This is a genomic window from Legionella nigrisilvae (genome assembly GCF_977063395.2).
The window spans coordinates 967,750-992,597 of sequence record NZ_CDRUGZ020000011.1 but is presented as its reverse complement, the minus strand read 5'-3'; the positions used below and the strand labels follow the sequence as shown (position 1 = coordinate 992,597).

Below are 24,848 nucleotides of genomic sequence, written 5' to 3'. Positions count from 1 at the left end.
TAACCTTAATGAATTATTAAATTACACTTTGGGGTAAAGTAATAAAATCAAATGCATTATTGAAAAGCTTTTGATGGCGGAATTAGGGCTTAATCAGCAGTACACCTTTATTAGTACCTAGTTATTTATTGGTAAAATTAGTGGTGTTGTTGAAAATACTTTTTTTAATTTTTATTACAGTGATTTGCATGAATTTGCTGGAATAAAAATTTAATAACCCTTGAAATCTTATTAGGTGCCCCCATCTCTGGTTTTCACAATAGCTAAGCCGTGGAGAGGAGCAATTGCATGAGTAAGAAACAAGATAAAAATTGGCATCAATTTAAAGAAGAACATGAATCAAAACACGTTGAAAATGCGGAAGAGGCTGTCGACTTACCTGAAGAAATAGAACACTCAGAACCCTCTTTAGCTCATCCAAGTTACATAGAGTTGAGTGAAAAGCTGACTCTTGCAGAACAGCAATCTCATGAAAATTGGGAAAAAGCAGTTCGTGCTCAAGCTGAATTGGAAAATGTTCGTCGTCGTGCGGAACGTGAAATAAGTAATGCTCATCGCTATGGTGTTGAGAAGATAATTACTGATTTATTACCGGTAATTGATAGTCTAGAACAAGCTTTGCTACTCGCTGATAAAGCAGAAGATACAGCAATGCGCGAAGGCTTAGAATTAACTCTGAAACTGTTTTTGGATGTATTGAAAAAATTTGAAATTCAGCAAATTGATCCCATGGGTATGCCTTTTGACCCACAGATTCATGAAGCGATGTCGATGCAAGCGGTACCTGATGCTGAACCCAATACCGTGTTAGCAGTATTCCAAAAAGGATACAAACTAAGTGAACGAGTGATTAGACCAGCTCGTGTGGTCGTGTCAAAAAAATAAAAATGTGAGTTCTGTGGGTTGAAATAGGCAGGTTATGCCCCATATAAGAATCATTGCATTAGAAAACTACTACTTTGGAGCAAGAATAGAATGGCTAAAATTATTGGAATAGACTTAGGTACCACCAACTCATGTGTTGCCGTAATGGAAGGTGATAAACCTAAAGTAATTGAAAACAGTGAGGGTCACCGCACAACGCCTTCGATTGTCGCTTTTACTGATGATGGTGAGGTATTGGTTGGACAAGCTGCAAAACGTCAGGCAGTAACTAATCCTGATAATACTTTATTTGCGATTAAACGATTGATCGGTCGTCGTTTTGATGATGCAGTTGTTCAAAAAGATATCAAAATGGTTCCTTACAAGATTATTAAAGCAGACAATGGAGATGCTTGGGTCCGTGTTAAAACTCAGGACAAAGCCCCACCACAAGTTTCTGCTGAAGTATTACGTAAAATGAAAAAGACTGCAGAAGATTACCTTGGTGAAGAAGTGAAAGAAGCAGTGATTACAGTACCTGCTTATTTCAATGATTCTCAACGTCAGGCAACTAAAGATGCAGGCCGTATTGCGGGTCTTGAAGTAAAACGTATTATAAACGAGCCTACCGCTGCAGCTCTTGCTTATGGTATGGATAAAAAACGAGGTGATTCAATCATTGCTGTATATGACTTGGGTGGCGGTACGTTTGATATCTCGATCATTGAAATTGCAGAAGTGGATGGAGAACATCAGTTCGAAGTGCTGGCAACAAATGGTGATACGTTCTTGGGTGGTGAAGACTTTGACTTGGCATTGATTGAGTACCTGGCTTCTGAATTCAAAAAAGATACAGGTATTGATTTACACAGTGATCCATTGGCCTTACAACGATTGAAAGATGCTGCTGAAAAAGCAAAAATTGAACTTTCTTCAGCACAACAAACAGATGTTAACCTGCCTTATATTACAGCGGATGCTTCTGGACCAAAACATCTAAATATTAAATTAACTCGGGCTAAACTGGAGTCTTTGGTTGAAAAACTGGTCGAGCGAACAGTAGAGCCCTGCAAAATCGCATTGAAAGATGCTGGATTGACTGTATCACAAATTAACGAAGTCATTTTAGTTGGTGGTCAAACACGTATGCCTTTAGTACAAAAAACAGTAGAAGAGTTTTTTGGTAAAGAACCACGTAAAGACGTTAACCCCGATGAAGCCGTTGCTGTAGGTGCTGCTATTCAAGCCGCTGTTTTATCTGGTGAGGTAAAAGATATTCTGTTGCTTGACGTAACTCCATTGTCTTTAGGTATTGAAACTATGGGTGGCGTGATGACAAAACTCATTGAGAAAAATACCACAATTCCAACTAAAGCCAATCAAGTGTTCTCTACAGCGGATGATAATCAAACAGCAGTTACTGTGCATGTACTCCAAGGTGAAAGAGAGCAAGCCTCAGCGAATAAATCTTTAGGTCGATTCGATTTAGGTGATATTCCTCCTGCTCCACGTGGTGTACCACAAATTGAAGTCACTTTTGATATCGATGCGAACGGTATTTTGAATGTTTCCGCTAAAGATAAAGCTACGGGTAAGGCACAATCCATCGTTATTAAAGCATCTAGTGGATTGAGTGACGAAGAAGTCGAGGCAATGATAAAAGATGCCAAATCGCACGCAGAAGAAGATAAGAAGTTTAAGGAAATGGCAGAGTTACGTAATCAGGCGGACAGCTTGATTCATAGCTGTGAAAAATCAATGAAAGATTTGGCTGCTGAACTTGCTGAAGATGAGAAGAAAGGTATAGAAACAGCAATTGCTGAATTAAAAGAAGCGATTCAGGGCACTGACAAAGCACAAATCGAAGAGAAATTAAAAGTGTTAAACGATGCTTCTTCTAAAATGGCGGAACGAGTTTATGCTAAAAAGGCATCCGAAGGACAACCAGGACAAGCTGAGGCTCCTCAGCAAGAGCAAGCGCAAACTCAAGAGTCAGCTAAAACTGATGAAGGAGTTGTGGATGCTGAGTTCGAAGAGGTTAAAGACGATAAGAAATAATTGATAGTATCGTTGACTTAATAGCCTAGGTGCAATTAGCCTGGGTGCAGCAAGGCGAAACCCGGGATTTCTGGATATAAAAGAATCTATTAATCCCAGGTTTCGCTTTGCTGCACTCAGGCCAAATTGCCTATTGTTAATTTTTAAATATTGTGAGTAGTTATGGAACAGCGGGATTATTATGAACTTTTAGAAGTAAGTCGAACTGCAAGTGATGCCGAAATTAAAAAAGCATATCGCAAGTTGGCAATGAAGTATCACCCAGATCGCAATGCTGGTGATTCTGCTGCAGAAGAAAAATTTAAAGAAATTCAATACGCTTACAGTATTCTCTCAGATCCGCAAAAACGGGCCGCCTATGATCAATTTGGACATGCAGGCGTTGATCCTTCCATGCGAGGTGGTCAAGGTTTTGGGGGTTTTGGAGGTTTTGGTGATGTCTTTGAAGATATTTTTGAAAATATCTTTTCGGGCGGACGAGGTACCGGACGACAATCTCGTGGGCAACGAGGTGCTGATTTGCAATTTAATGTGCAGTTAACACTCGAAGAAGCTGCCCAGGGTAAAGAAGTGCAAATTACCGTTCCTAGACATGGGGCGTGTTCTACCTGTAGCGGTAGTGGTGCTAAAAAAGGAACCCAACCTAAAACGTGTGAAACCTGTAATGGAATAGGACAAGTTAGAATTCAACAAGGTTTTTTCTCTATTCAACAAACTTGCCCTAGTTGTCATGGTGAAGGAAAAATTATTTCAGATCCTTGCCAAGATTGTCATGGCCAAGGCCGGGTCCGTGAAAGTAAAAAACTAACCGTTAAAATTCCCGCTGGTGTAGATAATGGTGATCGGGTTCGATTAAGTGGAGAAGGGGAAGCCGGAACGCATGGTGGTGGCCCAGGTGATCTATATGTACAAATCAACGTAAAAAAACATACTATATTTGAACGTCATGAAAATGATTTACATTGTGAGGTACCTATAAGTTTTATAATCGCTGCAATGGGTGGTTCCATAGAAGTACCAACCCTTGAAGGTCGGGTTACTTTAAAGATCCCTGAGGAAACGCAAACCGGAAAAGTGTTTCGTTTGAGAGGTAAGGGAATGAAATCGGTTCGTGGTCATGGGCAGGGTGATTTATTATGTAAAGTAGTTGTAGAAACTCCTGTGAATTTATCACGAGAACAAAAAGAATTATTGACTAAATTCCAAGAATCACTGGAAAATGCCAAGGGAAAACACTCTCCACGCTCAAATTCCTGGTTTGCAGGTGTGAAAAAATTCTTTGAAGACATGAAATTTTAAGCTAAGTAAGTTACAATGCTCACATTTATCTAAATGTGCATTTTTTGAGCTTGATGACTAAGGGATTTGTAATCGTTATGACTCCATATCAAAAGGAGACATTGTAACCCGGGTTAGGTGTAGAAAACTTCCGGGTTACGGTTCGCTTCACTCAGGCTACTGGAGGCACATTGACAACCAGACTAATAGAGTAGAACCATGATGAACCAACCAGCAATTTTAGTATTAGCCGATGGAACTGTTTATGAAGGTATTTCGGTAGGGGCAACAGGCGATTGTGTCGGAGAGTTGGTTTTTAATACTTCTATGACGGGTTATCAGGAAATGCTCACTGACCCTTCTTATACACGGCAAATCATTACTTTGACTACCGCACATGTGGGGAATACTGGATGTACGCATGAAGACATGGAGTCAAATAAAGTTTGGGCTGCAGGCTTAGTTCTCCGGAATTCTTCAATAATCCATAGTAATTATCGCGCGGAACAATCGCTCACAGATTGGCTCAAAAAAAATGGTGTGGTTGCAATTGCTGGAATTGATACTCGAGATTTGACCTTGCGTTTACGAGAACACGGTGCCGTGGGAGCTTGCATCAGTACCGATGTAGAGAATCCTGAAGCGGTTTTAGCGAAAGCAAAATCCTTCTCTGGATTGCAGGGTGTGGATTTGGCGCTAGAGGTTTCAAGAAAAACTATAGAACGGTGGCATGAAGGTCAAGGTGAGTGGGGGACAGACTCTCAGCCCCAAAAATTTCATGTAGTTGCTTATGATTTTGGAGTAAAGCACAATATCTTGCGTATTTTACATGATAAAGGGTGTCATCTAACTTTAGTCCCAGCAAAAACTTCTGCTGCAGAAGTTTTGGCTATGAATCCTGATGGTGTATTTTTATCAAATGGTCCTGGGGATCCACAGGCATGTGATTATGCAATCCGCGCCACCCAAGAGTTTTTAAAGCATAATATTCCTCTATTCGGGATTTGCCTGGGTTTTCAAATTTTGGCTTTAGCTTGTGGTGGAGTAACCAAAAAAATGAAATTTGGCCACCACGGCGCCAATCATCCTGTCATTGAAACGGAAGGGAAAAAACGTGTTTTTATAACCAGTCAAAACCATGGTTTTGCAGTGGATGAAGAGAGCTTACCTGACTGTCTTTCCGTCACGCACCGTTCATTATTTGATAATACTCTTCAAGGCATTAGACATAAGGAAAAGCCAGCATTGGGCTTTCAGGGACACCCAGAAGCAAGCCCTGGACCTCACGATATAGAAATAATATTTAATGAATTTATACAATTGATGAAATAGGATATACACATATAATTAGAGGATTAACTAATGAATGAAAGTCACGTTTTTACTTCTGAATCAGTTTCTGAAGGACATCCTGACAAAATAGCAGATCAGATTTCAGATGCAATTTTAGATGCTATTTTAACGCAAGATCCTGCTGCCCGTGTTGCTTGCGAGGTCTTCGTTAAAACAGGTATGGTGTTAGTTGGTGGTGAAATTACTACTAAAGCATGGGTTGATGTGGAAGCCGTAACGCGACAAGTCGTTAAAGATATAGGTTATAACAGCTCACAAATGGGTTTTGATTGGGAGTCTTGTGCAGTACTTTCTGCCATAGGTAAGCAATCCCCTGATATTGCACAGGGCGTAGACAATAAAGAAACTAAAATGCTGGGTGCCGGAGATCAAGGTTTAATGTTTGGTTATGCCAGCCGTGAAACCGATGTGTATATGCCTGCTCCAATCGCTTATGCACATCGTTTGATGGAAAAACAGGCTCATTTGCGTAAATCAGGAGCATTACCCTGGTTGCGACCCGATGCTAAATGTCAAATAACCCTAAAATATGAAAGTGGTATACCCGTTGAAGTGGATACCGTTGTTTTTTCAACACAGCACGCAACTGAAATTGGATATAATGATTTAGTTGAAGCGGTGCGTGAAGAAATTATTAAAACTACATTACCCAGCGAATGGTTGACTCATAAAACACGTTATTTCATTAATCCAACAGGTCGTTTTGTTATTGGTGGCCCGTTAGGGGACTGTGGATTAACTGGTCGTAAAATTATCGTTGATACTTATGGTGGTATGGCGCGACATGGCGGAGGATGTTTTTCAGGTAAGGATCCCTCTAAAGTGGATCGTTCTGCCGCTTATGCAGCACGGCATGTGGCAAAAAATATTGTAGCGGCTGGATTGGCTGATAAATGTGAGCTACAAATTTCTTACGCGATTGGGGTTGCAGAACCCACGTCAATTTTTGTTGAAACATTCGGTACCGGTCGTTTATCAGATAATGAAATTATTGAATTAATTCACTCTCATTTTGATTTAACACCACAAGGTATTATCGAATATCATGATTTGCTTCGTCCGATCTACAAGCAAACCGCAACTTATGGCCATTATGGACGTGAGAATTTTCCTTGGGAACGTTTGGACAAGGTGACGGAGTTAAGCAAAGCTTTATAAGGAGAGCTAATGGAACTAGTCAATAAGGTAGAGGCAGGGAGCAATATGACGAAAGATTATAAAGTAGCTGATATGTCACTGGCTTCGTGGGGACGCAAAGAAATTGCGATTGCCGAGACTGAAATGCCAGGATTAATGGCTTTGCGTGAAGAGTTTGCTGCAACCAAGCCATTAAAGGGTGCTCGGGTTGCAGGTTGTTTGCATATGACAATACAAACTGCAGTGCTGATTGAAACGCTGACTGCGTTAGGCGCCGAAGTTCGTTGGTCTTCATGTAATATATTTTCTACCCAAGACCATGCTGCTGCAGCTATTGCCGCAAAGGGTATTCCAGTATTTGCCTGGAAAGGTGAAACTGAAGAAGAATATTGGTGGTGCGTGGAGCAAACTCTCATTGGACCCAATGATTGGTCTCCTAATTTGTTGCTTGATGATGGTGGCGATTTGACACAAATGGTTCACCAAAAATTCCCAGAACTATTAACAGGAATTAAAGGGGTTTCTGAAGAAACAACTACAGGCGTTGCGCGGTTATATGAAATGGCTAGAAAGGGTGATTTAAAAATCCCAGCGATTAATGTGAATGATTCAGTAACTAAATCCAAATTTGATAATATGTACGGTTGTCGTGAGTCCTTGCTTGATGGAATAAAACGTGCGACCGATGTAATGATAGCTGGAAAGGTCGCTTTAATTTTAGGTTATGGAGATGTAGGGAAGGGATGTGCGCAAGCATTACGAGGTCAAGGTGCAAATGTTCTAATTGCAGAAATTGATCCCATTTGCGCGCTGCAAGCTGCAATGGAAGGATATCGGGTAGTAACTCTGGATGATGTTGCTGAACAGGTAGATATCGTTGTGACCGCCACGGGTAATTACCATGTAGTGACTCACGATCACATGAAACGTATGCGAAATCAGGCTATTTTATGCAATATTGGTCATTTTGATTCTGAAATCGATGTGCACAGCTTAAAGAAATATCAATGGGAGAATATAAAGCCCCAAGTGGACCACATTATATTCCCAGATGGTAAGCGATTAATCCTTTTAGCTGAGGGACGATTGGTCAATCTAGGATGTGCTACAGGGCATCCAAGTTTCGTGATGTCAGCATCTTTTTCCAACCAAATTTTGGCGCAAATCGAATTATTTAAAAATGCTGCTCAATATGATCGACAAGTTTATGTTCTTCCCAAGTTATTGGATGAAAAAGTAGCTCGCTTGCATTTGGAGAGAATTGGAGCAAAATTAACCCCACTCACGAAAGAACAAGCAGATTATTTAGGCGTGGAAATCAATGGTCCTTATAAGCCAGAGCAATATCGCTATTGATTTGTACTGCGTAGCAGAGTGACCCCGGGTTTTTCTTAATTTCTTCCCGGGGCTACGCCTTGCGCCTTTACCCAGACTGCGAGTCTAATTTTTCTCAATGAGACAGGATGTGCAACAATTCACCATCTGTCTGATTGAGCGTTTTGAGAAAAATATTCATCCAGTCTACGCTTTGTTCCCGGACTCACCAATTCAGGCAAATTATGGTAATCGAACCAAGCCATTTGTTCAATTTCGTAAGAATGAGTTTTTATGGAATTAAAATGTTTAATGATAAAAACAATCGGATAGTCATGGACTCCCATGTAGATATGAAAATAAATCCCAAATAATTTCGGTTCTTCAGTTGGGATTATTCCAACCTCTTCGTTTAATTCACGTATTAAGGCTTCTTTTACCGTTTCACCTTTTTTTACCCCGCCACCTGGAAGAAACCAATAGGGTTCATAAGTGTGTTTTACCAACAGAACTTGATTTTCCTGATTTAGAATAATAGCGCGTGGCCCCATAGTTATGATTCCAAATAAGGATTGCACTTTTCGTATGCATTGAATGGCCATGTTATAAAATAGATTTCGTAAGTTCATAAACATTTTTTAAAATAAACGAAGGATGAATGCAGTATATAAAGTGCATTAAGAATTTCAAAATCTATTTTAAGCATAATACATTAAGAACATTAGCGTAAAATTTTGGGATATGGTTCATCTTGTTTTGCTTTTTTTCTTATAGCATACTGAATTTCGATGTATTTTTATAAGGAGATTGTGGCATGTTTAAATCAGGGATTTTAGGTTTAGGTCTTTTAATTATTACACAAGGTATTTTTGCCGCTTCGGGTGAAGATACAGTGCGAGTAATAATCAAATATAAAGAACAAATGACAAGTGTTTCATCTTTAAAAACACAAATAAAACAGATAACCCAATTACCGGTTAAAGAATTAAATCCTATGGCCAATGGGGCCTTTTTACTAATTTTAGACTCAACAAACAGTACTTTGGTTCAAAACGATAATGAAGATCCTACGTCCTTGGTTTTAGAACGTTTGCGCAACAATCCTCAAGTTTTATATGCAGTTAAAGATAGAGTAAGTTATTTTAAACCGGTTCCGGATCCTGAGATTTTAGGTGCCGGTGATATATTATCTCATGAAAGTCAGTGGGATGAATTTTCTCGACCCGCAGGAATTATGTTGGAGTCAAAGCCTGGATTTAGAGATGGTGCTTGGGCCTACACCACGGGTCTTTCCAAAAAGCCCATAGTAGTTGCAGTCTTAGATACGGGAATTGCTTTAAATGACAGTTTAATAAATAACCTAGTAAAAGATAGTTCAGGTAATTTATGGGGTTGGAATTTTGCGGGAAATAATAATAATTTGGTTGATGAAACCCGCTCGTACCATGGCACTCATGTTGCTGGGACGATTGCTGGTTATGGCAGTGTGATGAGTGGGATGGGTGAGGATTTAAAAATCCTTCCTTTAAAAATTCCTGCAGCTAATGGAATGTTTTATGAAAGCTACGTCATTAATGCCATATATTGGGCTGTAGGTGGCGACGTCCCTGGAATACCACCAAACATTCATCCAGCAAAGATATTGAACATGAGTTTTGGAGTCGATAGAGGTCCTAAAGATGAAATAGACTATTGTGATCAAGCATTACAAGAAGCAGTCTTTTTTGCACGCAAAAAAGGTGCGGTATTGGCTGTCGCAGCGGGAAATGACAACGTTTGGGAGCATTTTAATGCACCCGCGATTTGTAATGGAACCATTAAAGTAGCTTCTACAGGACCCGAAGGCCTTAGATCCTATTTTTCAAACTATGGTCCAAGTGTTACTTTAGCTGCTCCAGGAGGAGACAAGCGTTATGGCATTTGGGGAGGAATTTTATCCACAGTGAACCCTGGAGGTGGATATAATGGCTCGGGCTTCGATTTTTATCAAGGTACCAGTATGGCAACCCCTCATGTTGCCGGAGTTGCCGGATTAGTTTTTGCTGCAAGTGAGAAAGTACTTAGTCCAGAACAAGTAGAACAATTATTGTATTCAACAACACATGATTTTGGAGTCAGTAATGATGCGAATAAATCTTGTGTGGGTAAAAAACCTTGTGGGCATGGTATTTTGGATGCTGAAAACGCAGTAAAAGCGGCGGCAGCTGGTTATGATCTAATTTTTTCAGCCCCCAAAATAGAGCATTTGGTCATTAAAAATTGTGGAAATAACCGACTGAGCCCAAGTAATGCGCGTATTGTTTCAAAAGGGGGAATTTGGATACAAGATCATGCTGCCTGTGAGCGTTCAGAGGACTATCGAAAACCTCAGGTAGAGCAAACTAAAAATGGAACCATTATTGCCAATTATGGTTCTGTACGTTATCGACTTGAGCAAAGCGCTTATAAGTCATGTCATGTAATTGGTTATGATGGCATTGGTTGTTATTTGTAACCATTCACGCGACGATGTCAACGTAAACTTGTAGCCTGGGTGAAGCGCAGCAAACCTGGGCTCTCAGGTAAGCGTTGCGTTGTCGGCTACGAGACCTCATCTCTAATTGAAAAAAGGTCTTAATCGTTTGGCTGCGGCACGCTGTTCTAATTGCTCAGGCGATGGTGCTCTTGGTAGCGTTAGTGTGCTGCTTGGTTGAGTCAAGGTATTACTTGGAGGGGTCAAAGTATAATGAGGGTGCGGTTTATAAATTGAAGGCATAATATTGAGCACTTCTTCAGCTTGTTTTAAGAGAATCTCCACTTTTTGATTCAACAACTCGTTCTTATTAATTTTTTCATAAAGCTCTTTCGCTACCCCAAGACCATGTAATGTGGCTTGATAAAATTGGGATATGGGACCTCTGAGCGCGGCTATATGATCAAAAAGTGGTCCTACGGATTGATACTCTAAAAGGAGGGTCACATTTTCTGCTAGTTTACGCATCAAGTTTAAAAAATGATCGTGTTGGAAAATCAGTTTTTGCATTCCTTTAATAAATGTGTTTTGCTTGATGTGTCTACCTTGATGTGCTTTTAATTCAAAATTTAAGTGATCTTTTTGATAACGGTGGGTAATTCTTAGTAGAGAATTAACGAGTGACGTAAGCACATGAATGACTTGTTTTAAATCTTCATTTCCCAAAGCATAGGCAAGACGATCCATATTCATTTTAGATGAATTTCGCGGCTGAATATCCAAGAGATAAAGCAAGTTTTGATCAATGCTTAAAAGTAAAGCCAGAGTATCTTGATTACTTAAACGATATTGTAGAACTAATTGGATGGAACAAATTGTATCTTCCATAGAAGAATCTTCTTCTATAGGTGCATTCTTTAATTCATCAAGAAGACGTTCTGAGGATTTAATACTTTTTGTTGCTTCATCCAGTAGATTTTTTAATTGTTCTACATTGATCTCATTCATTCTAGATAAGTCACCACGTTGATTAATAAAAAACCATCCTTATTTTAATAATAACATTGAAATGCGCTTTTAAACTATAATTTAAAAAATTAACAGGACTTTCTTAATTTGTATGAAAAAGTATAAGAAATTTAAAAACTTTGATGAGTTCTATTTATTTTATCTCAATGAGCATCAAACACGCATGTGTCGGCGCTTGCATGCTTTAGGCACTCTTCTAGCTTGTTTAAGTTTTATTTTTTTTCTTTATACTGGCCATGGTTATTGGCTCATTTTGATGCTTATAGCTGGCTATGGATTTGCCTGGATTGGGCATTTTGTTTATGAAAAAAATAAACCCGCGACATTTCATTATCCCTTATATAGCCTGATGGGTGATTTCGTCATGTTTTGGCAGATTTTAAGAGGAAAATTAACGATCTAGTTTAATGATTCCCTATCACACTCCTGTATTTTTGCTCAAAAATAGTCTAAATTGCAATTAAATGTTCCATTACAAGGAGTGTGTAATGATACTTGAAAGCCCTGCATTTGTTCATAATGAGTTTATTCCCAGAGAATATACTTGTGATGGTACTGATCATTCGCCACCCTTGGTGTGGAGCGATATACCCAAAAATACTCAATCTTTTGTTTTAATCATGGATGATCCAGACGCGCCAATGGGTTTATGGGTACACTGGATATTATTTAATGTACCTCCTGATTGTCATGAGCTTAAATTGGAAACTGGTATACCTTCGAACGCAATAAGTGCACAAAATAGTTGGGGTAAAACAGGCTATGGTGGACCTTGTCCCCCAAAAGGTACTCATCGGTATTCCTTCAAACTCTATGCTTTAGATACCTCATTGACTCTGGGAGAACATGCTACAAAAAAAGAAATAGAGACCGCCATGCAAAATCATATCATTGAACAAACTGAATTAATTGGTAAATACAGTCGATCCGATTAATTCTATAGGTGAAGCGAAAAGGAGCTGCATTCAATTTGACTCGGATTTCGCTTCATGTTTTGAATTAAATTTACTAATTAATTAAATCGCGCAATAGTTAGTCCACAACAGGATTCCGTCACTTCATTTAAGTGTTCAACCACAGTGCTTAGACATCGAGTAAGTAAATATATTGGATTAAAAACAATAGAAGCGAGTGCGGCGCATGTTGCAATAACACCCATGGTTGCATCTACAATTGTATGTGCTGCGCTTGCTTTAAATGAGGAACAAGCACCCGCACTTATTTGGGATCGGGGTGCAAAGACTGCTAATAATAAAGCAGGTATTAGTAATAATGCAGTAGCGGCTAAATAAATAAAACTTTTCAAAAAGAGCAATAACGCATTCACACCTAACCAAAGTGGGCTGTGAATAGGGCGCACAAGTAAGTCAGTAAAAGTAGATATGTCATGAATTGGACCAAAATAGGAGGGTTCCGGTATAGGAATTAAATCAGCATATTTAGCTCTCAGGCTATGGTATCCTCGCCAGGTTGATTCAATTTTTGAAAAAAAACTAGACATCACATTTCCCTTATTATTATTTTGGGGCGTATCATGCCAATTAATAATAAGAAAGAAAATACTTTCAATAAAAAATTCAAAAATATGGAAAACCGGATGAGATTATATCTGAATCCGGATAAACTCTTTTCTTACTATGAAGGGATTTTTCCACACGCAATACGATCACCACCACCTCCTAAAGGAGGATTATCGCTGTAATTATCTCCGCCTGCGTGAACCATGATGGAGTGTCCTTTGATGTCTTTGGTAGTTAAGCGAGGTGCTAAGATTGGCACATTAGCAGCTCCATTGCTATCAACCATTAATACCGGTAAATCACCTAAATGACCTTGGTTAAATGGACCAAGATGTTTTTGGGTGTTCATTGGGTCCAAATGAGAACCTGCATTTTTAGCGTGGTCACCACAATCAGGATGTTGATGGATGTGAAAACCATGAATACCCGCAGGAAGTCCGGTCAGGTGAGGGGTTATAAGTAATCCATACTTGCCATCTTCAAACACGATTTTTCCAACTGAAGCTCCATTTGTGGTAGCCACATCGCTAGTGACTGTTTCTGCGGTGACTATTGACGAAAAAAATAAGGCAAAAGCCCCAATGATTATTTGTTCTTTCTTTTTGATTTTTTCCATAGCTAAATCCTTTTTAGTGACAATTTTTCCATTCTAACATAGCATATTACATATTAGGTTATCTAAAGTTGAATTTTAAAAAACGTGAATAATTTATCTGCAAATAGAAATTAATTGCGTCTTTAAGGTTTTTATTATGACTAAAAATGTAATGCCCAATATCCGAACAGCGACATTAGATGATGCCGAGGCTATAGCACAAATTCATATCTGTTCCTGGCAAAAGATGTATCGAGATTTTATTCCCGAAATTATATTACAAAATCTGTCCTTAAAAGAGCGAACTCAGCAGTGGCGTGATTTGATAGAACAGGAAGTTAAAGTATTAGTCATGGAAGTTCATAACCAAATTATTGGTTTTGCGAGTATTTGTCCTTTTCGTGATTTTAGTGCTGATGATACGATGGGAGAAATCAGTGCAATTTATTTGAATCCTGAGTACTGGCGGAGAGGATTGGGTACCCAATTATGCCTCGCAGCAATTTCTGAACTTGCAAATCAGGGATACAAAAAAATATTGCTCTGGGTATTTGAAGACAATATTCAAGCACGAAAATTCTATGATGCTTTAGGTTTTGAAGCCACAACCTCCACTAAATTAGCAGAATTTTACGAGGATGGCGCTTTATTAAAAGAAGTTCTTTATCAAAAAATACTTTAATTTTATTTTTGTATAACACGGGCAGCACAAAACCCGGATTTTGTGGTAAGTCGAATGGCTAAATCCGGGATTACGCTGTGCTGCTAGGCTAAGTGCCACAGAATGTTTGGTAGACTCGCTCATGAGGCAAGGGCAAACATTGTAAATGTTCTGTTTCTTTTTGTTGATGATAAGGATTTTTTAAGACCGTTAAAAGACTATCCATTAAGGTGTTGTCGTTTTGCTCAATGAAATCTCGAATTGCGTTTTCAACTAAATGGTTTCTGGGAATATAGGCAGGATTTACCCGGTTCATTTTATTTTGTATTTCGTTGATCCCAATTTTTTGTTGTTTAATACAATTCACCCAATCAGAAACCCACTGTTTGCTGCTGGGTTGATTTCCTAATGCATTGATTACATCGAGTTGAGAGCGCTCAGAGTAGAGGGCTTTACTCAGGAGACGAAAAATATTTGTAAAATCTGGTTTATGTTGTTGTAATAATTCGAAGAAGGTTTTGATAAGCTCAACCGGTTGAATATTCTCATCAAAGAGTCCTAATTTCTCTCTTACTTTTTTATTCCAATATTTAGAGAACCGCTCTGTAAATGAGTGAAGCGCTTCTTGCATGTGTTGCAGATCCCTCTCGTCTTTAAATAGCGGAAGTAAAGCCAGACTCAATTGTGCTAAATTCCATTTTGCGATGGCGGCTTGATTTCCATAAGCATAACGTCCCATAACATCAATAGAACTGTATACCGTACCAAAATCAAATTCGTCCATGAAAGCACAGGGACCATAATCTATCGTTTCTCCCGATATGGTCATATTATCCGTATTCATGACTCCATGAATAAAGCCTACTCCCATCCATTCCGCAATAAGATGGGCTTGTCGATCAACAACTTTTTTAAATAATTCAAGATAAGGGTTCGCACTGGGTAAAAGTTCAGGGTAGTGTCTTTCAAGAGCATAGTTAGCCAAAGCTCTAAGTAACTGATCGTCTTTTTGAGCTGCAGCATATTCGAAAGAGCCAACTCGTAAGCTACTTGAAGCTACTCGGGTTAATACACCTAATGGTACTGGACCGTTTTGTCGATAAATTTGTTCTTTGCTTGCAATTGCAGCCAAGCAACGAGTGGTTGGAATATTTAAGCCATGCATTGCCTCACTGATCAGATATTCTCTTAACACAGCAGAAAGTGGCGCTCTGCCATCACCGGTACGCGAAAACATTGTTTTTCCAGAACCTTTGAGTTGAATATCCCATAGAGTTCCATCTTGGCTGCGTATTTCACCAAGTAATACGGCACGACCATCACCTAAAAGAGGAACGTAGTATCCAAACTGATGTCCCGCGTAGGCTAATGCAATAGTTTCAAGATGTGGAGGAACCACATTTCCGGCATAAAAAGGGACTATGTCTGATTCCCTAAAAGAAGGGGAATGGGGAGCACAAAGATAAGAAGCTAACTCTTGATTAAATTTGATTAAATAAGGATCTACAATGGGTGTGGGCTCAATCACTTCATAAAAATTAGGAGGTAATTTTAAGTAAGAACTACGCTGTATATAAGGTATCAAATCAAGCCATCCATAAAAGTGTATGTTAAATATTTAAAGAAATCCTCCACTTAGTTCTATACGTCCAAATGAGAAAGTATTGGTCCTGAACTAATTGGAAGAACCTTTTAAGCATATTATAGTGTCTTTATTACAACACAGTAAAATTGAGCAAGGAGATACAACAAAAAGAGTTCACCCTTCTAGAGTTTGAAAATTGTTTTAGGAAAAAAGTAGCACGCTAATCGTTTCATTAAATTTGGTTTGTTTTAAAAACTCCTAATGATGGTGGTTTTTTTGATCCTGCACAAAACTAAGCGTCCGCTTACAGGCAATATAACCTTGTTTTGAGGTTTCATTTAGAATCTGGTCACAACAACTTATTAGGTCATCAAAGTTCTGAGGGGTATTTCCTTGTCGTGACAGAAAAGAAGCCGCTTCTCGAAATAGGGTGATACTGGAGACTAGTTTCAGGGTGTCAATCTCTCCCTGCATCAGGAATACAATTGGAATCTGTTTTTTTAATTGTTGTTCTACCAACTGAGCCATTGCGTAATAATTACGAAAAAGTAGTTCATTTTGTAAATAATCACAGGCTTCTTTCAAATCAGCGATACCAAAGTGCTGTGCTATTGGACTGAAGCCAAGCTGTTTCAATTGGGGAAAGATATACCATATCCAGTGGCTTTTTTTGCTTCCGGCTTCAAGTTCAGCGTACGCTTGCTGAAATGAAATATCCCTACCTTGGCCTTGCTGTGCTTTAATAAAACGTTGAATGTTGCTCATTATAATATACCTTAATTAATAGGTAATTTTTATAAAATAGTTAAAATGGAAGGATAGGACAAGTGGGTGGGTGAGATTTTTTGTATGGGGACAGTTTTGGGATTCTTATCCCAAAACTCGTCTTAACTCTGCTTCTTGTAAACGTTCGGCAAAAGCCTCATCGGACTCTACTTGTTCACCCTGTTCGTTTTTAAGAGCCTCTGCTTTATCAATTTTATCAAGATCAATTTTATTTTTAACTTGAGAAAACAACCCTAAACTGGATGCAGTTTGAATAAGTTGGGTTATATTTTCTCGGTAGAGGTTAACTTTATCTTGTTCCCCTTGAGCACTTACAGTTGCGTTTATTACTTGTTCTTCTTTTTCTGAAAAAGGTCTTTCTTCTTTCTTGGAGACAGATGATTTTTCCACATATACTTCTTTTTCCACATACACTTCTTTAGAGGATTTAGCGGTGGACGGAGTTAATTGTTCAACGCTGGTGGTCCAATGGGCATTACCTTCATTATTTAGAATAATAGTAGGTAGATGAGGTCTAGAGGCCCCATTTTCTTTACCTACCACGTGAAGGTTTACATCAAGATGTGCTGCTATTTCTTTTAAATCATCATGTGTGGCCCATCTTCCTGATTCCTTAATTTTTTCTATTCCTTTTAGAATCACAGAACCAGGATTTACTTTATCTTCTGAAAGCACATCCCGCAATACTACATCTCGAAGATGCTGTAGTTCGATCATATCGGGTTTATCAGAAGATGGATTTTCAAGTTTAACACGTAACGTTTGAGCGGTTTTTTCTGCTAAGGAAAGAACTTCAGGGGATAAAGCTAATTCATTAAATTGACTTATTTCAGCGAGTGAATCCTGATTATCTAAATAAAAGTGAACCAATTCTCTAAATTTATCGTAAACGGGGGTCGCTTCAATTCTTGCTCGTCCATCTTGTAAAACGTCCTCTCCTTTTTTCCTATTAATCAGCTCGTTTTTATATATATTAAAGACGATGTTTCTTAACGACGTTTGTAATTCAAACAAGAGTGCATTTTTATAATTTCTAGGGGAGTGATATAATTGATTTAAATCAACATCCAGAATGTCCTGCAAGTTTACGTTACTAAGACCTTCTTCTTTCCATCTGTTGTATGTTGCGCTTGTTTGGTGGATGGCGTGCTCGTTTTTAATGGTATTGATTAAACCTATAGCAAAAGCATAAAATCCGCAGTTACCACCACCAGAATTATCTATTCTATAAGACATTTTATACTCGCTGTTAGGATTTATATTTACATATATTACACAAATTATACAATATTAACATTAAGTAATTATTATGTAATTGATGCTGGCAAGTGATTAACTAATAGACAAAATGATTTTTATCTAATAAAATATGGTTTATTTTTATGCAGAAAGTAGTAATAAGCAATTCAAAGGAGGTTTAAAAGCATGAGCTTAATTGATAACAGGATTGTAAAGGCCTCCTTTAGAGAAAATCCAGCAGAAGAACGAAAGCTATTTCCTCAATCTTCTTGTCTTATGCCAATTAGCGTTGGACAAGCAATTCATGAGAGCGAAAAATTTGCAGCAGTTATTAAATTAATTAACGCCTCTTTTAAACAATGTACCATTCTTGTTGATGATAGTGTTCAACGTCACACAATTGGTATTATGAATCATTCTGATCCTGAGGAGTTATATCAGTTAGCTGTAAAAGAAGGGGACGATTGGTTGAAACGAAATGAAAGAGCTTATAATGAATTAACCATTCCTTTTGAAATTATGCGCTGGGATGACTGGTATAACAGTCAAAATTATATTGAACATCATCTCCGTGTGCAAAAGGAATATAATTCCAATGAATCATTTCATAATGCAATTAATGCTAATATCGATGAATTTTTAACCCGGTACTTGAGCCGATTTTCTGCTGCAGAGGTCGACCATGAACGAGCCTTTAATCTCTGTCTTGATTATTTGATTGAGGAGTGTTCGGTAATGTGTTTGTGGACTGAAAAAGCTTATGATTTCGAAGTGTATCCCAGTGGCAGAAATAAGGCGATGGCTGCCACTTATGAGTATTTAATAAAACCTTATTATCCAAACTACTTAAGGCCTGTTGCACTTCGCTTTAAAAAATATCCTGTAAAAACACCTGTAGAGAATCTGAAATTGGTTCACGAGGTTGTTTCTGAGAGTGAGTCGGTAATTGGGAGTTTTTGAGTTCATCCAAATTGTTTAACTCTGGCAGGGGAACCCGCGATTAAGTGATTATTCACCTTTCAATTCGAGTTCCGCTGCACTACCCCTATGCTAGATTGATTAATAGGGTGCTTTTGTTTTTATCCATTTTCTAATTTCAGAGGTTGTTTCCTCAATGACGCGCAGGATTTGCTGATATAACTGTTCTAATAAAGTGCGTTGACCTGATTTCCAATAGTACTCGAAATATTGGCAGGCCATTTTTAAACGAATGGCGCCCACATATACCACCCCGCCTTTTATTTTATGAGCAAGTTTTTGGATTTTTTCCCAGTCAGCTTGCTCATGTGCTCTTTTTAGCAAGACCACATCTTCAACAAAAGAGTGACTTAACATAAGGTTAAGCATTCCGCAAAGTGTGGCTTCTGTGCCAGTAGTTTTAATTCCTTCTTCAACATCAAGTAGGGGAAAATCAGCGAGCTGAAAAAATTGTTCTTCTTTTGTTGGTAAATCAAAAAGACCATGTTCGGGAGAATTTGCTTTTTCTATAGAGGGAATAAATGAGTTCAAAATATCAAAACAATTCTTTTGGGTTAGTGGTTTGCTGAGGACAGCGTTTATACCTGATTCAATGCATCGCTGTTTGTTTTCTTCACCGATATGAGCTGTTAATGCAATGATGGGGGTATGATGATTTTTAGCGATTTCTTGTACTCGAATATGATGAGTTACTTGATATCCATCCATGTCGGGTAAACCAATATCCATAAAAATTAAATCATACTTATTTTTCTTCCAAAGCTGTAAGGCCGATTGCCCATCAGCTGCTACATCGACCTGACAATCACACTGATGAAGCATTTCTTTGGCAATGGTTTGTGCAATGGTATTGTCTTCAACCAGTAAGATACGGTGTTTAAATGGGGTTGGCAATGGAGCAGAATGTTTATGGGTGGGGCTAATATTTTGCTCCAATCTTGGGATGGTTGTATCAATGTAATCTTTATCGATACCTGTTTCATCCTCAAGAAGTGCAGTTTTTAAGGGAATGACGCAAGTAAATGAAGTGCCTTTTGCAACCGTACTTTCAACGTATATTTCTCCATCTAATTCATCAATAAATTGTTTGATTACAGCAAGCCCTAGACCAGCCCCTTTATAAATTCCTTTGTAGGAAGGCGTTAAACGTTTAAATTGTAGAAAAATTTCCTGTTGTTTGTCCTTGGGAATGCCGATACCGCTATCTTCAACAATGAATTTAATGACGACCTCACGGTTTTCTTGTTTTGCTAATTGAGCTGTTAGCGTTACAAAACCTGAGTCGGTAAAATTTAGTGAATTAGCAATCAATTCCAGAAGAATTCTATGAATTCGAACGGGATCCCCGATGAGATAATTAGGAATATTTGGATCAAAATCCAGCGATAAATCTAAGTGCTTTGCAGATGCTTTGGCTTTGTTAAGATCAATAACGTGCTGAGCTACTTTTTGTAGGACAAATTTTTTCCTCACTTTGGGGACTTCGCCAGAACTTACATGAATGGCTTCAAGGACATCGTCCATAAAATCAAGGAGCGCATGGCTTGATGCGACTAGATTATCTGCATATTCTTTAATTCGAGAGCTTTGGGCTTCGTATTTGATGAGATCTGCAAATCCCACAATGCCAGTAAGGGGGGTACGTATGTCGTGACGCATATTTTCGAGAAACTCTGTTTTTGCAAGACTCGCTGCTTCAGCTTTCTCTTTAGCAATGTTGAGTTCCGCTTCAATTTTTTTCCTGTCGGTGATATTAATTGAAATACCTAAAACTCCTGTAATTTCCCCTTTTTTATTGCGCATCGGTGATTTATGACTTAAGACAATGGCTTTTTTCCCATCAATTTGGGCTTTTTCCTCAATGATTTCAGTTTCACCGGTCTGCATGATATGAAGATCATTTTGGCGAAATAATTCAGCTTGATTCTCACCCCAAGGTAAATCAAAATCAGTTTTTCCGACAATTTCATAACCAAATTGAAATCCTAAATTCTGAGCCTGTCGGTTGTTGCAGCCTAAATACACTCCATTTTTGTCTTTCCAATAAACATGGCCTGGCATGTGGGCAAGAATGTTTTCCAAGGTGGATTGTGTTTTTTCTTGGCTTGAACGAAGATCGGCTTCCTGTTTTTTACGTTTGGTTATATTTAAGGAAACCCCTACAATACCGATAACATTACCTTTTTCGTCTCGGAGAGGAGTTTTTCTGGTTAAAACCACAACTTGTTGTCCGTTCGCTATGGTTCCAGCTTCTTCCAACTCTAAGGAAGTATTAAGTGACATCACTTTTAAGTCATTATTACGAATGGTTTCTGCTGAAGCTGCCCATGGCATTTCGAAGTCTGTTTTCCCAATGATGGATTTCATCCCAGTCATTTCCAACATGTTGTCATTACAACCCAAGTAGACTCCATTTTTATCTTTCCAATAAATACTTCCTGGTAATCCTTTAAATATACTTGCAAGAATAGAAGAATTGGCTTCAACGGGAAAAGTAGGAGACTCCTTGGTATAACTGGTTTTAACTTTAGTTTTCTTTTCTGACATAAGCTGTTCTCTTTTCATTCTTAAAGTTATAGACCCAATATCGGCCACATACAAGATAAGGATTATAAAAGTATTACTATTTTTTTCTTGCTAAATTAACTATCAGAGTTTTTAATTAAGAAGTGTATATTTACTTGGAGCAAGGAATGCCAGTTAGTAAAGAATGCATTATACTATTACAAAATTTAGTGGATGGATATAGGTTAGAAGGGAAGGAAGATAGGGATTATTCCTTTATTTATGCTTTATTAAAAGAATTTTCATTTCTAGTAGTTCAGCATCAAAAAAATCACAAAGACGAGCGAATAATTGGTTTTCTTAGTACTTCGGCATTAATTTTGCAAGAAAATCTTTGTTTTGCGAAAGTATGTAAAACACTTTTAATCTCTTACCAGCAAAAAACGCATGCTTTAGATTCAATGTTAGACCTTCAGTTAAATATTAAATCCGAATTAGATGCGTCGTGGGGAAAGAAACATGAATCTGAAACGAACCATTTTCTAGGACCGTCTCCTTTTTTTCTGGAGTTACAAGAAGCAATTGCTAAACGAGCCCAACGTCTTGAAGGAAAAAAACTATTCGATAAACCTACTCCATAGTAGGTTTTGCTAAAACATATGGTAATGACTTTAAATCAAGGGATGATTTTCTATCAATACAAATCCTTTGCTCAAGAGATTCGTGGCATTATTTATCCAAAAAGTGCCCGAATTATCTTAAGTTTCAATTGGTTATAGGGTTTGTATTTAAAAGGTAGCTCAAACCAAAAAGGTCTTTTCAAAATACTTTTGAAATGACTGAACGTTTTAAAGCCTGCTTCGCCATGGTAACTTCCCATGCCACTTTCTCCAACGCCACCAAAAGGAAGCTGAGAGTTACAAACATGCATAATCACATCATTAATACAACCGCCTCCAAATGAAACCTCGCGTAAAATTTGGGTTTGTAGATCGGAGTTCTTTCCGAAAATATAAAGTGATAATGGATGGGGACGCATTTTTATTTCATGCAAAACAGATTGCAGATCGGTAAAAGGAATAACAGGTAAGATCGGCCCAAAAATTTCTTCTTTCATCACTTCATCACCAAAATGTACATCCTTCAGAATTGTAGGTTCAATATATTTTTCTGCTTCAATGACTTGGCCGCCAACGAATATTTTTTGGGGATCAATGAGTTTTTTTAAACGCTGTACATTTTTTTGGTCGATAATCCGTACATAGCTTTCACTTTCAAGAGGATTGGGACCAATAACTTCGGTGATTTGGGTTTTAAGTTCTTCCAGTAACGGCTGATAAATTGATTGTTCAACTAAAAGATAATCAGGAGCGATACAAGTTTGTCCAGCATTTAAGAATTTACCCCAGACAATACGCTTGGCTGAGATTTTAAGATCTGCATCTGCAAAAACAAAACAAGGGCTTTTTCCACCTAATTCTAGGGTGAGAGGAGTTAAATGTTCCGCTGCCGCTTTAGCCACAATTTTCCCTACAGTGCTACTACCAGTAAAAAAGAGTTTATCAAAACGAAAACTAAGAAGCTCTTGGGTTATTTCAGCGCCGCCTTCAGCAACAAAAAGATAAGCTCGATCAAAATTTTGATTTATTATTTTTGCCAAAGCGGAGGAGGTATTTTGGGGTAATTCACTGGGTTTGATAATGCTGGTGTTACCTGCGGCCATAGCCGAGATTAATGGGATTAATGTTAATTGATAAGGGTAATTCCAGGCGCCAATAATTAGAGTGGTACCATAAGGTTCGGGTAATATGAAACTTTTTGCCGGTTGAACCATCAATTCTGTTCTTTTGGGTCTAGGCTTAGCCCATTTATGTACCCATTTAATTGCTTGATCAAGCTCATGATATATCATGGCAAGCTCAGTTAAATAGGTTTCAAATTTAGATTTTTTTATATCTGCATAAAGCGCTTCATAGAGGAGTTGCTCATTTTGCTTAAGAATGGTTTTTAATTTCTGAAGTTGCTGTTTACGAAAATCAATCTCTTTAGCCTGTCCGCCAGCAGCAAAAGCCCTCTGTTCTTCAACAATAGTTTGGATATTCATAAATTAATTCTGCCCAAAAAGTTAATAGTCAAATTGTATACTCCGGTGCTCTACCTTTCTTATAGACCAAGACAGTTCGTTCAAAAGACATAAATAGTTCTTTATGTTGATTAATTCCTCTTGTTTCTACTGTAACTATTCCTTGGTTGGGTCTTGATTTTGATTCACGTTTTGCTTTTATTTCACTTTCTGCATAAATTGTATCTCCTTCAAATACTGGTTTTAGTAATTTGACCTTATCCCATTCCAAATTAGCTACCACTTTTTTTGAAATCGTATTAACTGTCATCCCTGTGATAATCGCAAGTGTAAATGTGCTATTCACCAAAGGTTTTTTCCATTCCGTTTGTTCAGCATAATGAGCATCAAAGTGCAGTTGAGCGGTATTCATCGTCAGTAAAGTGAACCAAATGTTATCATTTTGAGTGATGGTTCTACCCGGTCGGTGTTCAATAATTTGTCCTACTTCAAAATCTTCAAAATAAAAGCCAAAATCCTCGCGCAACCGATTGGCTCCAACAGATGTATAACTTTGCTGAGACATATTCATTCCCTTTTTAAATGTTCTGATAGTTTGAGCAGTTCTTGGGCCTGTTTGTAGATAGGGACATCAATCATTTGACCTTCATATTGACAGGCTTTCCCTCCAGATTGTTCGAACAGTGCAACAATTTTTTTTGCGCGTTCAATCTCGTTTTCATGCGGTGCAAAATTTTGTTTTATGGGGGTGATTTGATTGGGATGAATGGCTAGTTTTCCTTTAAAACCAAGTTCCTTAACTCGTATTACTTCGGAAATTAATTGTTCTTCGTTCGTAAAATCGAAAAAAGGGGAATCAAGGGCGGGAATATGGGTCAGTGCGGCCGCCTGTATGAGCTGCTGACGCGCGTATAATAGAACATCCCAGTTCATACCACAGCCTACATCAACGGCATAATCTGCTGCACCAAAGACCAGGCCGCTCACTGGGGAATCAGTAACTATTGAATTTAAGTTCAGCAATCCTTTGGCCGTTTCAATTAATGCGAAAAGTTTAATATTACGTGCTCCCAAATTAAGTACTTTATAAATAATGTTTAACTCTTCCGCACTTTCTGTTTTAGGATATAAAACGGCATCGTAATAAATAGGTTCCTGTTTGAACGCGATTAAATCAGGCAAGCCTGCGTCCGTGGTTATATGATTAATGCGAACAATTATGGGTAGCTCAGGATGTTTGGTTCGCAAAAACTGAATGACATGATTGCGAGCGGCGTCTTTTTCGTCAGCTGGAACGCCATCTTCCAATTCCAATATAAAGCCATTTGCTCCTGAAGCCAGTGCTTTTGCAAAAAGTTCTGGTTTATTACCCGGGGTAAATAACAGGGCAGGGCAAAATGATAAGTCCATT

At 38.3% G+C, this 24,848-nt stretch carries 23 protein-coding genes; 12 read left to right on the top strand and 11 right to left on the bottom strand.

The window, feature by feature from the left end; translation table 11 throughout:
- The first annotated feature begins 288 nt into the window (after positions 1-288).
- The 6 genes from grpE (at position 289) to ahcY (ending at position 8,046) form a co-directional block, all read left to right on the top strand.
- Entirely contained in the window at positions 289-885 is a 597-nt protein-coding gene (gene grpE, locus ACWTE2_RS04450; RefSeq protein WP_454784321.1) for a nucleotide exchange factor GrpE, read from the top strand.
- A gap of 90 nt (positions 886-975) precedes the next feature.
- Positions 976-2,922, top strand: coding sequence for a molecular chaperone DnaK (dnaK, locus tag ACWTE2_RS04445; protein WP_454784320.1), 1,947 nt, complete (start codon positions 976-978; stop codon positions 2,920-2,922).
- 162 nt (positions 2,923-3,084) lie between these two features.
- Positions 3,085-4,221, top strand: coding sequence for a molecular chaperone DnaJ (dnaJ, locus tag ACWTE2_RS04440; RefSeq protein WP_182391288.1), 1,137 nt, complete (start codon positions 3,085-3,087; stop codon positions 4,219-4,221).
- A 198-nt stretch (positions 4,222-4,419) separates the two neighbouring features.
- Complete coding sequence (gene carA, locus ACWTE2_RS04435; RefSeq protein ID WP_454784319.1) at positions 4,420-5,532, top strand: glutamine-hydrolyzing carbamoyl-phosphate synthase small subunit; 1,113 nt, start codon at positions 4,420-4,422, stop codon at positions 5,530-5,532.
- A gap of 30 nt (positions 5,533-5,562) precedes the next feature.
- A complete protein-coding gene (gene metK, locus ACWTE2_RS04430; RefSeq protein ID WP_182391286.1) occupies positions 5,563-6,711 on the top strand; it encodes a methionine adenosyltransferase in 1,149 nt (382 codons plus the stop codon).
- A 9-nt stretch (positions 6,712-6,720) separates the two neighbouring features.
- On the top strand, positions 6,721-8,046 hold the full coding sequence (gene ahcY / locus ACWTE2_RS04425) for an adenosylhomocysteinase (protein WP_454784318.1): 1,326 nt from the start codon (positions 6,721-6,723) through the stop codon (positions 8,044-8,046).
- Positions 8,047-8,165: 119 nt separating this feature from the next.
- On the opposite strand, the gene ACWTE2_RS04420 is transcribed toward ahcY, so the two are convergent.
- Entirely contained in the window at positions 8,166-8,555 is a 390-nt protein-coding gene (locus ACWTE2_RS04420) for an NUDIX domain-containing protein (RefSeq protein WP_454784317.1), read from the bottom strand.
- A 263-nt stretch (positions 8,556-8,818) separates the two neighbouring features.
- On the opposite strand from ACWTE2_RS04420, the gene ACWTE2_RS04415 reads away from it, so the two are divergent.
- Positions 8,819-10,498: a S8 family serine peptidase gene (locus tag ACWTE2_RS04415; RefSeq protein ID WP_454784316.1), complete on the top strand. Its 1,680-nt coding sequence runs from the start codon at positions 8,819-8,821 to the stop codon at positions 10,496-10,498.
- Positions 10,499-10,600: 102 nt separating this feature from the next.
- Here ACWTE2_RS04415 and ACWTE2_RS04410 read toward each other — a convergent pair whose 3' ends face one another.
- The gene (locus tag ACWTE2_RS04410; RefSeq protein WP_182391282.1) at positions 10,601-11,464 is read right to left on the bottom strand and encodes a hypothetical protein; all 864 of its coding nucleotides are present in this window, start codon (positions 11,462-11,464) and stop codon (positions 10,601-10,603) included.
- Between the two features lie 112 nt (positions 11,465-11,576).
- Here ACWTE2_RS04410 and ACWTE2_RS04405 point away from each other — a divergent pair, with 112 nt between their 5' ends.
- A complete protein-coding gene (locus tag ACWTE2_RS04405; RefSeq protein ID WP_454784315.1) occupies positions 11,577-11,888 on the top strand; it encodes an Mpo1-like protein in 312 nt (103 codons plus the stop codon).
- An 85-nt stretch (positions 11,889-11,973) separates the two neighbouring features.
- Positions 11,974-12,420: a YbhB/YbcL family Raf kinase inhibitor-like protein gene (locus tag ACWTE2_RS04400; RefSeq protein ID WP_182391280.1), complete on the top strand. Its 447-nt coding sequence runs from the start codon at positions 11,974-11,976 to the stop codon at positions 12,418-12,420.
- A 77-nt stretch (positions 12,421-12,497) separates the two neighbouring features.
- Here ACWTE2_RS04400 and ACWTE2_RS04395 read toward each other — a convergent pair whose 3' ends face one another.
- Both ACWTE2_RS04395 and ACWTE2_RS04390 read right to left on the bottom strand, forming a co-directional pair.
- Positions 12,498-12,986: a hypothetical protein gene (locus ACWTE2_RS04395; RefSeq protein ID WP_454784314.1), complete on the bottom strand. Its 489-nt coding sequence runs from the start codon at positions 12,984-12,986 to the stop codon at positions 12,498-12,500.
- Between the two features lie 134 nt (positions 12,987-13,120).
- Positions 13,121-13,621, bottom strand: coding sequence for a superoxide dismutase family protein (locus tag ACWTE2_RS04390; protein WP_454784313.1), 501 nt, complete (start codon positions 13,619-13,621; stop codon positions 13,121-13,123).
- Positions 13,622-13,757: 136 nt separating this feature from the next.
- Between ACWTE2_RS04390 and ACWTE2_RS04385 the strand changes: the two genes are divergently transcribed.
- Positions 13,758-14,282: a GNAT family N-acetyltransferase gene (locus ACWTE2_RS04385; RefSeq protein ID WP_454784312.1), complete on the top strand. Its 525-nt coding sequence runs from the start codon at positions 13,758-13,760 to the stop codon at positions 14,280-14,282.
- Positions 14,283-14,370: 88 nt separating this feature from the next.
- Here the strand turns inward: ACWTE2_RS04385 and ACWTE2_RS04380 are convergent, their stop codons facing one another.
- From ACWTE2_RS04380 to ACWTE2_RS04370, 3 genes are all read right to left on the bottom strand, one after another.
- Complete coding sequence (locus tag ACWTE2_RS04380) at positions 14,371-15,846, bottom strand: protein adenylyltransferase SelO (RefSeq protein WP_454784311.1); 1,476 nt, start codon at positions 15,844-15,846, stop codon at positions 14,371-14,373.
- 258 nt (positions 15,847-16,104) lie between these two features.
- Positions 16,105-16,611: a DUF1810 family protein gene (locus tag ACWTE2_RS04375; protein ID WP_454784310.1), complete on the bottom strand. Its 507-nt coding sequence runs from the start codon at positions 16,609-16,611 to the stop codon at positions 16,105-16,107.
- A gap of 105 nt (positions 16,612-16,716) precedes the next feature.
- Positions 16,717-17,868, bottom strand: coding sequence for a hypothetical protein (locus tag ACWTE2_RS04370; RefSeq protein ID WP_454784309.1), 1,152 nt, complete (start codon positions 17,866-17,868; stop codon positions 16,717-16,719).
- Positions 17,869-18,057: 189 nt separating this feature from the next.
- On the opposite strand from ACWTE2_RS04370, the gene ACWTE2_RS04365 reads away from it, so the two are divergent.
- Complete coding sequence (locus ACWTE2_RS04365; RefSeq protein ID WP_454784308.1) at positions 18,058-18,831, top strand: tRNA-dependent cyclodipeptide synthase; 774 nt, start codon at positions 18,058-18,060, stop codon at positions 18,829-18,831.
- Between the two features lie 99 nt (positions 18,832-18,930).
- On the opposite strand, the gene ACWTE2_RS04360 is transcribed toward ACWTE2_RS04365, so the two are convergent.
- Positions 18,931-21,396, bottom strand: a complete 2,466-nt coding sequence (locus ACWTE2_RS04360; RefSeq protein ID WP_454784307.1) for a PAS domain-containing sensor histidine kinase — start codon at positions 21,394-21,396, stop codon at positions 18,931-18,933.
- 146 nt (positions 21,397-21,542) lie between these two features.
- Between ACWTE2_RS04360 and ACWTE2_RS04355 the strand changes: the two genes are divergently transcribed.
- Entirely contained in the window at positions 21,543-21,995 is a 453-nt protein-coding gene (locus ACWTE2_RS04355) for a hypothetical protein (RefSeq protein ID WP_182391272.1), read from the top strand.
- A 92-nt stretch (positions 21,996-22,087) separates the two neighbouring features.
- Here the strand turns inward: ACWTE2_RS04355 and ACWTE2_RS04350 are convergent, their stop codons facing one another.
- From ACWTE2_RS04350 to ACWTE2_RS04340, 3 genes are read right to left on the bottom strand one after another with little or no spacing between them, the layout of a single operon-like run.
- The gene (locus tag ACWTE2_RS04350; RefSeq protein WP_454784306.1) at positions 22,088-23,458 is read right to left on the bottom strand and encodes an aldehyde dehydrogenase; all 1,371 of its coding nucleotides are present in this window, start codon (positions 23,456-23,458) and stop codon (positions 22,088-22,090) included.
- 28 nt (positions 23,459-23,486) lie between these two features.
- Positions 23,487-24,002 carry a MaoC/PaaZ C-terminal domain-containing protein gene (locus ACWTE2_RS04345; protein ID WP_220470996.1) on the bottom strand — a complete coding sequence of 172 codons (516 nt, stop codon included), beginning with the start codon at positions 24,000-24,002 and terminating at the stop codon, positions 23,487-23,489.
- Between the two features lie 2 nt (positions 24,003-24,004).
- Complete coding sequence (locus ACWTE2_RS04340; protein WP_454784305.1) at positions 24,005-24,847, bottom strand: HpcH/HpaI aldolase/citrate lyase family protein; 843 nt, start codon at positions 24,845-24,847, stop codon at positions 24,005-24,007.
- Position 24,848: the final 1 nt, after the last annotated feature.